General features: G+C 62.1%; 11 protein-coding genes. 7 read left to right on the top strand and 4 right to left on the bottom strand.

Annotated elements, in window-relative coordinates:
• Together BMX59_RS26785 and BMX59_RS26780 are read left to right on the top strand one after the other, a co-directional pair.
• Positions 1 to 801: ribonucleotide-diphosphate reductase subunit beta (locus tag BMX59_RS26785; protein ID WP_139212935.1), on the top strand; the 801-nt coding region annotated here is incomplete at its 5' end.
• A gap of 137 nt (positions 802 to 938) precedes the next feature.
• Positions 939 to 1,427 carry a DUF1289 domain-containing protein gene (locus BMX59_RS26780; protein ID WP_093127747.1) on the top strand — a complete coding sequence of 163 codons (489 nt, stop codon included), beginning with the start codon at positions 939 to 941 and terminating at the stop codon, positions 1,425 to 1,427.
• A 1-nt stretch (position 1,428) separates the two neighbouring features.
• Here BMX59_RS26780 and mdeB read toward each other — a convergent pair whose 3' ends face one another.
• Complete coding sequence (gene mdeB / locus BMX59_RS26775; RefSeq protein ID WP_093127743.1) at positions 1,429 to 4,095, bottom strand: alpha-ketoglutarate dehydrogenase; 2,667 nt, start codon at positions 4,093 to 4,095, stop codon at positions 1,429 to 1,431.
• A gap of 191 nt (positions 4,096 to 4,286) precedes the next feature.
• Here mdeB and BMX59_RS26770 point away from each other — a divergent pair, with 191 nt between their 5' ends.
• The 3 genes from BMX59_RS26770 to BMX59_RS26760 all read left to right on the top strand — a co-directional run bounded on the left by BMX59_RS26770 (position 4,287) and on the right by BMX59_RS26760 (position 7,029).
• Positions 4,287 to 5,201, top strand: a complete 915-nt coding sequence (locus tag BMX59_RS26770) for a class I SAM-dependent methyltransferase (RefSeq protein ID WP_092249130.1) — start codon at positions 4,287 to 4,289, stop codon at positions 5,199 to 5,201.
• 149 nt (positions 5,202 to 5,350) lie between these two features.
• On the top strand, positions 5,351 to 6,070 hold the full coding sequence (gene pcsA / locus BMX59_RS26765; RefSeq protein WP_058427603.1) for a phosphatidylcholine synthase: 720 nt from the start codon (positions 5,351 to 5,353) through the stop codon (positions 6,068 to 6,070).
• 179 nt (positions 6,071 to 6,249) lie between these two features.
• Positions 6,250 to 7,029, top strand: coding sequence for a TSUP family transporter (locus BMX59_RS26760; RefSeq protein WP_093127740.1), 780 nt, complete (start codon positions 6,250 to 6,252; stop codon positions 7,027 to 7,029).
• Here the strand turns inward: BMX59_RS26760 and nudC are convergent.
• Complete coding sequence (gene nudC / locus BMX59_RS26755) at positions 6,997 to 7,830, bottom strand: NAD(+) diphosphatase (RefSeq protein ID WP_093127737.1); 834 nt, start codon at positions 7,828 to 7,830, stop codon at positions 6,997 to 6,999. The two genes, BMX59_RS26760 and nudC, sit on opposite strands and share 33 nt — an antisense overlap.
• A gap of 5 nt (positions 7,831 to 7,835) precedes the next feature.
• Complete coding sequence (locus BMX59_RS26750; RefSeq protein WP_093127734.1) at positions 7,836 to 8,648, bottom strand: crotonase/enoyl-CoA hydratase family protein; 813 nt, start codon at positions 8,646 to 8,648, stop codon at positions 7,836 to 7,838.
• 192 nt (positions 8,649 to 8,840) lie between these two features.
• On the opposite strand from BMX59_RS26750, the gene BMX59_RS26745 reads away from it, so the two are divergent.
• Together BMX59_RS26745 and BMX59_RS26740 are read left to right on the top strand one after the other, a co-directional pair.
• On the top strand, positions 8,841 to 10,109 hold the full coding sequence (locus BMX59_RS26745; protein WP_093127730.1) for a chloride channel protein: 1,269 nt from the start codon (positions 8,841 to 8,843) through the stop codon (positions 10,107 to 10,109).
• Between the two features lie 62 nt (positions 10,110 to 10,171).
• Positions 10,172 to 10,726 carry a UPF0149 family protein gene (locus tag BMX59_RS26740; RefSeq protein WP_092249115.1) on the top strand — a complete coding sequence of 185 codons (555 nt, stop codon included), beginning with the start codon at positions 10,172 to 10,174 and terminating at the stop codon, positions 10,724 to 10,726.
• Positions 10,727 to 10,733: 7 nt separating this feature from the next.
• Here BMX59_RS26740 and BMX59_RS26735 read toward each other — a convergent pair whose 3' ends face one another.
• The gene (locus tag BMX59_RS26735; RefSeq protein ID WP_092249112.1) at positions 10,734 to 11,363 is read right to left on the bottom strand and encodes a lytic polysaccharide monooxygenase auxiliary activity family 9 protein; all 630 of its coding nucleotides are present in this window, start codon (positions 11,361 to 11,363) and stop codon (positions 10,734 to 10,736) included.
• Positions 11,364 to 11,622: the final 259 nt, after the last annotated feature.

Here is an 11,622-nt window from a genome sequence, read left to right as displayed (position 1 = left end):
GGCTTCTTCTCCACCGCCGACTCCCTGGTCGCCAACAACCTGGTGCTGGCCGTGTACCGCCTGATCACCAACCCGGAGTGCCGCCAGTACATCCTGCGCCAGGCCTTCGAAGAAGCGATCCACACCCACGCCTACCAGTACTGCATCGAATCGTTGGCCATGGATGAAGGCGAGATCTTCAACATGTACCACGAGATCCCATCGGTCGCCAAAAAGGCCGCCTGGGGCCTGAAGTACACCCGCTCGATCTCCGATCCGAAGTTCGAAACCGGCACCGTCGAAACCGACAAGGAACTGCTGCGCAACCTGGTCGCTTACTACTGCGTCCTGGAAGGCATCTTCTTCTACTGCGGCTTCACCCAGATCCTGTCCATGGGCCGTCGCAACAAAATGACCGGTGTGGCCGAGCAGTTCCAGTACATCCTGCGTGACGAGTCGATGCACCTGAACTTCGGTATCGATGTGATCAACCAGATCAAAATCGAAAACCCACACCTGTGGGATGCCGAGATGAAGGAAGAAGCGACCCAGATGATCCTGCAGGGGACGCAGCTGGAGATCGAATACGCGCGTGACACCATGCCGCGTGGGGTGTTGGGCATGAATGCGGCGATGATGGAGGATTACCTCAAGTTCATCGCTAACCGTCGTTTGTCGCAGATTGGGTTGAAGGAAGAGTATCCAGGGACGACGAATCCGTTCCCGTGGATGAGCGAGATCATGGACTTGAAGAAAGAGAAAAACTTCTTCGAGACCCGTGTGATCGAGTACCAGACTGGCGGCGCGCTGAGCTGGGACTGACTCCACATGTGGGAGGGGGCTTGCCCCCGATGACGTTCGTTCAGCTCAAGCTTCAGTGACTGATGCACCGCAATCGGGGGCAAGCCCCCTCCCACATCGGTTGCGGTGCGCGATAAATCTTTGCAAATTGCCTTCTTATGCCCAATCAAACCATCAAGACCCCTTGCGTCGGCCTGTGTTCCACCGTCTACGGAGACCTGGTCTGCCGCGGCTGCAAACGCTATCACCACGAAGTGATCCAGTGGAACGGCTACAACGCCGAGGAAAAACAGGCGGTGTGGCTGCGCCTGGAGCAACTGCTGGTGCAGGTAATGGCCAGCAAGCTGCAGGTGCTCGACGCGCACCTGCTGCGCCAGCAACTGGAGAATCGCAAGATCCGCTTTGTGCCGCACCAATCGCCCTATTGCTGGGCGTACCAGCTGATTGCGCGGGGGGCTAGAGTGATTTCCAGACTGGAGGCGTATGGGTTGGGGTTGCTGCCGGAGTTTCGCGAGCGCAGCCTGGCGGATCTGCGCGATGCGATTGACCGGGAGTTTTTCCTGTTGTCCGAGGCGCATTACGAGCGGTATATCGCGCCGGGGTTTATCAGGGAGGCTTTTGGGCCTCCACTGATAGCCAGCTTTTAACTCAGCCGTTCCAGGAGGCTCCGCGCTCAGTCTGCACGTTGTAACGCTCGATAGCCTCCTGGCACACCCGCGCTTGCAGATGCCCCTGCTCCACCAACGCCGTCAACGCTGCCAGCACGAGATGATGGCGATCCACCTCAAAGAAATCGCGCAACGCCGCCCGTGTATCACTGCGCCCGAATCCGTCAGTACCGAGCACGGTGTAGCTGGAATCCAGATATGAACCGATCATCTGCGGCACAGCCCGCACGTAGTCGGACACAGCCACCACCGGCGCGCCCTTGGGCAAGCATTCAGCCAAGTGGCTGACACGTGCCTTCTGCTGCGGATGCAAGCGATTCCAGCGTTCCACCTCCCGCGCTTCCCGCGCCAGTTCGCTGAAACTGGTCACGCTGAACACCTCGCTCGCCACCTGCCAATCCTGCGCCAGCAACTGCGCCGCCGCTTGCGCCTCGCGCACCAGCGTGCCGGAACCCAACAGGCGCACCTTGGCATCGACCGTACCTTGCAAGCGATACATGCCCTTGATGATCGCCGTCTCCACGCCTTCCGGGAGGCTCGGCTGCGGGTAGTTTTCGTTCATCAGGGTCACGTAGTAGAACTCGTCCACATCGTGCTCCAGCATCTGGCGCATACCGTGGTCGAGGATCACCGCGAATTCACCGGCAAACGCCGGGTCGTAGGCGCGGCAGTTGGGCACGGTGGCCGCCGTGAGGTGGCTGCTGCCATCCTGGTGCTGCAAGCCCTCGCCACCGAGGGTGGTGCGCCCGGCCGTGGCGCCGAGCAGGAAGCCACGGGCGCGCTGGTCGGCCGCGGCCCAGATCAGGTCGCCGACGCGCTGGAAGCCGAACATCGAGTAATAGATGTAGAACGGCAACATGCGCAGGCCATGGACTGAATAACTGGTGGCCGCGGCAACCCAGGAGCTGATGGCGCTGGCTTCGCTGATGCCCTCCTCCAGGATCTGCCCATCGGTGGCTTCGCGGTAGCTGAGGATCGAGCCGATGTCTTCCGGCTCGTAGCGCTGGCCGACGCTGGAATAGATGCCGATCTGCTTGAACAGGTTGGCCATGCCGAAGGTGCGCGCTTCATCGGCGACGATGGGCACGATGCGCGGGCCCAGGGCTTTGTCCTTGAGCAGGTTGGTGAGCATGCGCACGAATGCCATGGTGGTGGACATTTCCTTGCCGTCGGCGGCCGTGGCAAAACCGGCGTAGCCCGATACCGCCGGCACGGCGACAGGCGCGGCGGCCTGGCTGCGACTGGGCACGTAGCCGCCCAACGCATTGCGCCGCTGGTGCAGGTAGCGCAGTTCGACGCTGTCGTCTGCCGGTTTGAAGAAGCTCAGGGACTCGGTCTGCTCATCGGTCAGCGGCAACTGGAAGCGATTGCGGAAGGCGATCAGCGCATCGCGGTCGAGTTTCTTCTGCTGGTGGGTGGTCATCTTGCCCTGCCCGGCTTCGCCCATGCCGAAGCCCTTTTTGGTCTGGGCCAGGATCACCGTGGGCTTGCCCTTGACCTGCCGCGCCGCGTGGTAGGCCGCGTGAATCTTGACCATGTCGTGGCCGCCACGCTTGAGGCGGTCTATCTGTTCGTCGCTCAGGCCCTCGACCAGCCGGGCCAGGGATTCACTCTGGCCAAAGAAGTGTTCGCGGTTGTAGGCGCCGTCCTTGGCGGCAAAGGTCTGGAATTGGCCGTCAACCGTACTGGACAAGGTGTTGACCAGCGAACCGTCGGCATCCTTGGCCAACAACGCATCCCAGTCCGAGCCCCACACCACTTTGATCACGTTCCAACCGGCGCCGGCAAACAAGGCTTCCAGTTCATCGATGATGCGCCCGTTGCCGCGCACCGGGCCGTCGAGGCGTTGCAGGTTGCAATTGACCACCCAGGTGAGGTTGTCCAGGCCTTCACGGGCGGCCAGGGTCAAGGCGGACATGCTTTCCGGCTCGTCCATCTCGCCGTCGCCAAACACGCCCCAGACGTGGCGGTCAGTGGTGTCCAGCAAGCCGCGATGCTGCAAGTAGCGCATGAAGCGCGCCTGGAAAATCGAACTGATGGGGCCGATCCCCATGGAACCGGTGGGGAACTGCCAGAAATCCGGCATCAGCCAGGGGTGGGGATAGCTGGACAGGCCGCGTGCGCCTCCCTTGGGCCCGCCGATCTCCTGGCGATAGTGGGCCAGGTCGGCTTCACTCAAGCGGCCTTCAAGGAACGCCCGCGCATAAATGCCAGGCGCGGAATGCGGCTGATAGAACACCAGGTCACCGCCAAAGCTGTCGCTGCGGGCACGGAAGAAATGGTTGAAACCCACCTCGAACAAGTCTGCCGCGCTGGCGTAACTGGCGATATGCCCGCCGAGTTCGCCATAGGCCTGGTTGGCGCGCACCACCATGGCCAGGGCGTTCCAGCGCACCAGTGAAGCCAGGCGTTCTTCGGTGGCGAGATCGCCCGGAAACGCCGGCTGCTGCTCGACGCTGATGCTATTGACGTAGGGCGTGCCGTGGCGCGGTTTCCAGTCAATGTGCGGGGCACTGGCATCCTGGGCCAGCACATCGAGGATCTGCCGCGCCCGTGCCGGGCCGGCGTTCGCCACCAGTGAGGCGAGGGCGTCGCGCCATTCATCCAGCTCTTGCTGGTCAATCACCGCTGTCGTGAAACCGTTCATGGGCACCTCCAGGCTTTTTTTCCAGTTTATGTCGGCACCGAAGGATTTTTTGCCTGTTCTCAAGCGCTGATTTCAGCATTTTGAGCATGAATCACTGCCAACTCACTTTTTTGCAGCACGTTGTGCTCAAGCCACCCGCAACCCTGCAACTGTGTTTAAAATGCCGCCCGCTCAATCAATGACGTTTAACGATGAACCCAGAAGCACTCGCCACCCTGCACGCTCATTTGCTCGCTGCCCTGCAGACTCCGCCGAGCGAAACCCGCCGCCTGTTCCACGGCCGTGGTCGTTGCTGGCCGGGCCTGGAGCAACTGACGGTGGACTGGTTGCAAGGCGTATTGCTGGTGTCGTTGTTCAAGGAGCCCGACGCGGCACAACTGGACGCCCTGAAACAGCTGCTGCGCAGCCAGTTCGGCCGTTATACCGTGGCCCTGCAACACCGCTACCTGCCGCAAAGCACCACCGAATGGCTGGTAGGTGAGCCCGTCGAAGAGCAGATCATCGTCGAAGGCGGCCTGCGCTACCTGATCGACCTGGGCAAGAAACAGAATAGCGGGCTGTTCCTCGACATGCGTCATGGCCGCAACTGGGTGCGCGAACAGGCCAGGGGCATGCGTGTGCTCAACCTGTTTGCCTACACCTGCGGGTTTTCCGTGGCGGCCATCGAAGGCGGCGCCGAGCATGTGGTGAACCTGGACATGGCCCGCGGCGCCTTGAGCCGTGGCCGCGACAACCATCGTCTCAACGGTCATGACCTGAGCAAGGTGAGTTTCCTGGGCCATGACCTGTTCAAGTCCTGGGCCAAGGTTACCAACAGCGGCCCCTACGACCTGGTGATCATCGACCCGCCCTCGTTCCAGAAAGGCAGCTTTCTGCTGACCAAGGACTACCAACGTGTGCTGCGCCGGCTGCCGGATTTACTCACGCCACAGGGCACCGTGCTGGCCTGCATGAACGACCCGGCCTTCGGCGAAGACTTCCTGATCGACGGCGTGACCCGCGAAGCGCCGGGCCTGAACTTTGTGGAGCGCCTGGCAAACCCGCCGGAGTTTCCGGATATCGACCCGCAAAGTGGCCTGAAGGCACTGGTGTTCCGCCAGGGTTGATGCCGAAATGTCTTACGCTTGCTACGCTAAGTGATACACCGGGGTGGTGAACCTTCTTACCCCCTTCCCGGTCGATACCTGCATTCCCCGGCCAGACTCGACGGCGTCACGTTGTCGGCTGCCCCGTTTCACCTTTTGGAGAACCGCCCGTGATATCGACCCTGCATGTAGCCAGACTCAAAGCCTGGGGCGCCCACGGCTTCACCGCCACCGGTGTGGTATTGGCCTTCCTGGCCACCCTGGCGCTGCTGGAAAACTCGCCGAAGGCATGCCTGCTGTGGCTTGGCCTGGCATTGGTGGTGGACGGGGTCGATGGCTCGCTCGCGCGCCGGGTGAATGTCAGCACGGTATTGCCAAGCTTTGACGGCTCGGTGCTGGACCTGGTGATCGATTACCTCACCTATGTGTTCATTCCCGCACTGTTTATCTACCGCTATATCGACCTGCCGGACTTTACCCACCTGTTCACGGTGTCGGTGATCCTGGTGTCGTCGCTGTTCTGCTTCTGCAACGTCAACATGAAGAGCAAGGACAACTACTTCGTCGGCTTCCCCGCCGCCTGGAACGTGGTGGCGCTGTGCGTGTATATCATCCAGCCGGAAGCCTGGGTCACCTTGCTCACCGTGATTGGCCTGGCGCTGCTGACCGTGACGCCGATGAAGTTCCTGCACCCGTTCCGGGTGAAGCGGTTCATGCCGATCAACATCGCGGTGACCACGATCTGGTTGCTGTGCAGCTTCTTGATGGTGGTGGATTACCCGAATACCAACCCGTGGACGTTTGGGTTGTGGTCGGTGATGTCGGCGTATTTCCTCGGGATTTGTATCTGGCGCACGGCGTTGGAGTGGATCGAAACACATCGATCGTAAGTCGACGCAGTAACAATGTGGGAGGGGGCTTGCCCCCGATAGCGGTGGATCAGCTACAGATGAGTTAGCTGGAACACCGCAATCGGGGGCAAGCCCCCTCCCACATTTGGATTTGCAGACTCCCCGCGAGTAAGATGGCGGCCTTTCGCATAGCGCCCTGCCAAGAATAAGCCCTGCCCATGCCCTTCGAACTCAGCGTAGACCTCACCACCCTCGCCATCCTGGCGGTGGTTGCCTTCATCGCAGGTTTTATCGACGCCATTGCCGGTGGCGGCGGCCTGCTGACCACACCCGCCCTGCTCACCGCCGGCATGCCACCGCATTTGGTATTGGGCACCAACAAGCTCAGTTCCACCTTCGGCTCGGCCACCGCCAGTTTCACCTTCTATCGCCGCAAACTGTTCCACCCGCGCCAGTGGGTGCACGCCATCGTCGGTACGCTGGTCGGCGCACTGAGTGGCGCCGTGGTCGCCCATTATTTACCGGCCGAAACCCTGAACAAGATGCTGCCAGTGATTGTGTTCGCCTGTGGCGTGTATCTGCTGTTCGGCGGCACGCCCAAGGCGCCGCTGGATGCCGACGCGCCGATCAAGAAGAAATGGCAAGCCACCCAGGGCTTCGGCCTGGGCTTCTACGATGGCGTGGCAGGCCCGGGCACCGGGGCGTTCTGGACGGTGAGCACGATGCTGTTGCACCCCATCGACCTGGTCAAGGCCAGCGGCGTGGCGCGCAGCATGAACTTTGTCAGCAACGCAGCGGCGCTGACGGTGTTCATCGTCAATGGTTCGGTGGACTGGATCGTCGGCCTGGCCATGGGCGTTTCGGTGATGTGTGGCGCGTTCTTTGGCGCACGCAGCGCGATCAGCGGCGGCGCCAAATTCATTCGCCCGGTGTTTATCACCGTGGTCCTCGGCCTGACAGTGCGCCTAGCCTGGCAACACTGGTTCAGCGTGGCCTAGTCGTCGGGCCAGGTACAGGTCGATCAGGTAACGCGCAATCGAGCGTGACGCCGGCAATGGCGGCAGGTCATGGATGTTGAACCACTGCGCGTCCTCGATCTCATCGGCCTGGGGCACGATGTCGCCACCGGCGTATTCGGCATGGAAGCCCAGCATCATCGAGTGCGGGAACGGCCAGCACTGGCTGCCCATGTACTGGATGTTCTTGACCTCCACCTGCACCTCTTCGCGGACCTCGCGGACCAGGCAGTCTTCGGCCGACTCACCCGGCTCGGCAAACCCCGCCAGGGTGCTGTAGACCCCCGTGACAAAGCGTGGCGAACGCGCCAGTAGGATCTCGTCGCCACGGGTCACCAGCACGATCATGCTCGGCGAGATCCGCGGATAGCTGCGCAGGTCGCAGGCCTGGCAGTACATCGCGCGTTCCCGTGGCACCTGGACCATGGCCTGGCCGCAACTGCCACAGAACCTGTGCTCCCGTGCCCAGGTACCGATCTGCGCCGCATAGCCCAGCACTTTGTACAAGGTGTGATCGCCTTGCAGCATGAAGCCGCGCAGGCCCTGCCAACTGCAGCCCGGCACTTCAGCCGCCGACTCGAGCTCCAGCAGGTACACCGGCTCGCCATCGAGGTGTCCGATGCCATGCTCGGCGAACACCGACAGGTCCTGGCGCTTGAGCCATTCCCTCGGGAACAGCGGGCCATTGGTGTCGTGCAAAAAGCCGTCGCGGCTGCGGGCGACGGCCCAGCCGCCAGGGGCGTCGTTGTCCAGCAGCGTTGTGGTAATCCAGCCTGGGGTCATGTCAGTCAATCCACGAATTCGGGTTTCTGCTTGCTCATATGGGCCGCGATGGCCACGCGCAGGTCGTTGGATTGCAACATAGCCGAGTTCCAGGTGGCAACGTATTCCAGGCCGTCATTGACTGTATGGTCACGCATGTAGCTGATCATGGCCTTGGTGCCGGTGACCGCAATCGGCGATTTGCCGGCGATTTCATGGGCAATCTCCATCACGCCGGCCAACAGGCTGTCCTGATCGGCGTAGACGCGATTGACCAGGCCGATGCTGCGCGCCTCCTCGGCGCCGAACTGGCGACCGGTGTAGGCCAGCTCGCGCAGCATGCCGTCGCCGATGATGCGCGGCAGACGCTGCAGGGTGCCGACGTCGGCGGCCATGCCGATGTCGATTTCCTTGATCGAGAATTGCGCGCCTTCGGCGGCGTAGCGCATGTCACAAGCGCTGATCAGGTCGATGGCGCCGCCGATGCAATAACCCTGGATCGCCGCCAGCACCGGCTTGCGGCAGTTGTCGACGGCGTTGAACGAGGCTTGCAGCTCGAGGATCTTGCGCCGCAGCAGGCGGGCGTTGCGACCGACATCCTTGCCAAAGTCATTGGCGACCGAGGCCAGCATCATCAGGTCGATGCCGGAGGAGAAATGCTTGCCAGCGCCGCTGAGTACCACGGCGCGCACGGCGTCGGTGTCTTCGACCCACTGGAAGATGTCGATGATTTCGGTCCAGAACGCGGCGTTCATCGCGTTGATCTTTTCCGGGCGGTTGATCTGCACATGGGCAACGTTGCCGGTGAGTTCGACGACGAAAGCTTGGTATTCGGACATGGCAGTGATCCCTGACTGGCGAGTGATAAGGCCCGAACTATAACAAGTGTGTGTGACGGCACATCGGCCAAAAACGGGACGGGCAAACGTAATGGAATGTTGTGGGCGCAAGGTTCAGGCAGCACCGATACATTTGATCCCGGAGGCCCGGCTTATCGGCTATACAATCAGGGCCCTTGCCTGGAGCCGTCTATGCCGTCCACGTTGCGTTCGTCGCTGATTCTTGCCCTGGTGGTCGTGTTGACCGGCGTTGGCGCGGGCCTGGGCGGGATGCTCCTGGCCCTGCTGCTGCACGGTATTCAGCACCTGGCGTACGGTTACAGTCTCGACAGCCTGGTCAGCCACGAAACCTTTCTGTGGGGCGTGACCGCCGCCGCGCCGGAGCGTCGTTTGCGGGTGCTGGCGGTATGCGGCCTGGTTGCCGGGTTGGGCTGGTGGACGCTCTATCGCTACGGCCGCCCGCTGGTGAGCATCAAGCGGGCGGTGTCGGAACAGATGCCGATCATGCCGCCCAAGACCACCCTCGCCCACGCGCTGTTGCAGATCATCACCGTGGCTCTCGGCTCGCCGCTGGGGCGTGAAGTGGCGCCCCGTGAGGTCGGTGCACTGGCCGCCACCTGGCTGTCCCGACGCGCCCGGCTCGACCCGCCCATGCACCGCCTGATCGTGGCTTGCGGCGCGGGGGCCGGGCTGGCGGCGGTGTACAACGTGCCGTTGGGCGGCGCGGTGTTTGTACTGGAAGTGCTGGTGGGCGCATTCAGTTGGCCGGCTGCGCTGATTGCGCTGGCAACTTCGGCGATTGGTGCAGCAGTGGCGTGGATCGGGCTGGGGGCGGAGTCGCAATACGTGGTGCCGCATTTTGTGCTGAGCCCGGTGCTGATCGCCTGGGCCGTGGTGTGTGGGCCAGTGTTTGGATTGGCCGCCTATGGTTTCACCCGCCTCACCGGCGCTGCGCGGGCGAACGCCGCCAGAGGCTGGCGCCTGCCGGTATTGGCGTTGATCAACTTCAGCGTCATCGGCGGGCTGGCAATGTTGCTGCCGCAGATTCTCGGCAACGGCAAAGGCCCGGCGCAACTGGGTTTCGACAATGAGCTGAGCATCGGCCTGGCCGCACTGTTGCTGGTGGTCAAGGTGCTGATCACCACCAGCAGCCTGCGCGCCGGGGCCGAAGGCGGCCTGCTCACCCCCGGCCTGGCGAATGGCGCGTTACTGGCGATCATCCTCGGCGGCGCCTGGAGCCTGGTGTGGCCGGGTGTGCCCCTCGGAGCGTTTGCAATCATCGGCGCGGCGGCGTTCCTCGCCGCCAGCATGAACATGCCCCTGACCGCGATTGTGCTGGTGGCGGAATTCACCCGCATCGACCATGACTTCCTGGTGCCGATCATCCTCGCAGTGGTCGGCGCGGTGTGCGTGGGCAAGCTGTGCCAACGCATGGAAACTGCTGGAAAAAAGCCTGACTAAGCGCCATCCTTCGCGCTTTAGGCCGCCCCGACAGCGGCGCTCGACGTTTAAAGGATATGCCCATGCACGCCCAACCCCTCACCGCCGCCGAATTCGAGTTCATCGAAGACACCCTGCTCAAGTACGGCGATGACCATTCGGTGCTGAACCTGGCCGAACTCGACGGCTACTTCACCGCGCTGGTGTCCAGCCCGGTGCAGGTGGACGTGGCCGAGTGGTTCCCGGCGATCTGGGGCGGCCAGAACCCGGAATGGGACAACATGGATGAAGCGCAGAGTTTCCTCGAACTGTGCGTACGCCATATCAACACCCTGGCCGGGCAACTGGCCACTGACGCCACGGGTTTCAAGGCGCGCTTCGACGATACCGAACACCAGGGCCACACCGTGACCCTCGCCGAGGAATGGTGCTTTGGCTACATCCGTGGCGCCGCCATCGGTAACTGGCCGGAATTGCCCGCCGAGCAGGCCGCGCAGTTGGAGAAGATTTCCTGGTGCGCCGAACAGGACAACTTCGAATTGCCGGCCGACCTGGATGTAGACGCCCATCAACAGCGGGTCAGCGAAATCGAACCGGCTGCGCGGGCGCTACATGATTACTGGTTGAGCAAGCGTTGACCGGAGTTTATTTGAAGTCCAGGTCAAACGCCTGGTAGAACGCGTTGCCCGTGTTGGCCACGATCCACATCAGCACCACCACATGTCGGCCTTGCTTACCCTTGGGCAATGTCACCTGATGCTCGACCTTGGCTTTCAGTTCGTCGGCATGCTGGTAGTACGGCACCTGGGTGTAGAAATCCTCGAAGAACGGCTGGGTGTCCAATTGAGCGCGACTGATGCGCTGTTTCGGGTCCCAGCCATCCCTGGTGATGAACCAGCGGTAACCACGGGTAACGTGGGCGGCGGTGTATTCCCACTGCACCTTGAAGACTTGTCCGGCCTCCACATTCAGCAGTGGCCAGGTAAACGGCGTGTTGAGCTTTTTGCTCATTTCCTCATCGGTGTAGTTGATGCAATCGCGCTCGTCGGTTTTGCCGCCGCTCAAGATATGCCCATCGGCCGGCGGCGTCACACTCTGGTCGTCGGTTTGATAGGGTGCGGGGAACGGCCCGGCAGTCAGCGCCGGGAAGTTCTTGCCGCCTTCCATTTCGTTGACTTGCCAGTTGCCCAGCAGCCCGCGTTCAACAGCCACCGAGCCACGGCTGGCCGGGGTCACGACGCGGCCATGTCTGAGTTGAGTCTGGGGTTTGTTCATTTCAGTCACTCCTTGATTGAAAACGCCCCGGGGATGGGACGCGCTTTGAACTTACCCTATCGCCCCGGCTTGTCCATCGAGGCGCCGCGTATGAAAAGTTACACAACTCCTGCATTTCATTGATCGGACGCGCTTGTCCTGCCCCCTGTTGGGGCGCACGCCTACCCTGCCAAGGGCAATCCACCTACAGCGCGTCCCGATAATCGACAACCCTGCGGAAAATGCCGGCCGGCGGCGTTCCCTGCTCGACAAGTACTGT

Source organism: Pseudomonas sp. NFR09, assembly GCF_900111535.1.
Taxonomy (GTDB): Bacteria; Pseudomonadota; Gammaproteobacteria; order Pseudomonadales; family Pseudomonadaceae; genus Aquipseudomonas; species Aquipseudomonas extremorientalis.
The sequence above is the reverse complement of the archived record's forward strand: the minus strand, read 5'-3'. Positions and strand labels throughout refer to the sequence as shown.

What these genes read in the sequence shown, in the direction of transcription:
- BMX59_RS26780 (WP_093127747.1), top strand. Translation starts at nt 939, where the DNA reads ATGCCCAATCAAACCATCAAGACCCCTTGCGTCGGCCTGTGTTCCACC.
- mdeB (WP_093127743.1), bottom strand. Translation starts at nt 4,095, where the DNA reads ATGAACGGTTTCACGACAGCGGTGATTGACCAGCAAGAGCTGGATGAA.
- BMX59_RS26770 (WP_092249130.1), top strand. Translation starts at nt 4,287, where the DNA reads ATGAACCCAGAAGCACTCGCCACCCTGCACGCTCATTTGCTCGCTGCC.
- BMX59_RS26760 (WP_093127740.1), top strand. Translation starts at nt 6,250, where the DNA reads ATGCCCTTCGAACTCAGCGTAGACCTCACCACCCTCGCCATCCTGGCG.
- nudC (WP_093127737.1), bottom strand. Translation starts at nt 7,830, where the DNA reads ATGACCCCAGGCTGGATTACCACAACGCTGCTGGACAACGACGCCCCT.
- BMX59_RS26750 (WP_093127734.1), bottom strand. Translation starts at nt 8,648, where the DNA reads ATGTCCGAATACCAAGCTTTCGTCGTCGAACTCACCGGCAACGTTGCC.
- BMX59_RS26745 (WP_093127730.1), top strand. Translation starts at nt 8,841, where the DNA reads ATGCCGTCCACGTTGCGTTCGTCGCTGATTCTTGCCCTGGTGGTCGTG.
- BMX59_RS26740 (WP_092249115.1), top strand. Translation starts at nt 10,172, where the DNA reads ATGCACGCCCAACCCCTCACCGCCGCCGAATTCGAGTTCATCGAAGAC.
- BMX59_RS26735 (WP_092249112.1), bottom strand. Translation starts at nt 11,363, where the DNA reads ATGAACAAACCCCAGACTCAACTCAGACATGGCCGCGTCGTGACCCCG.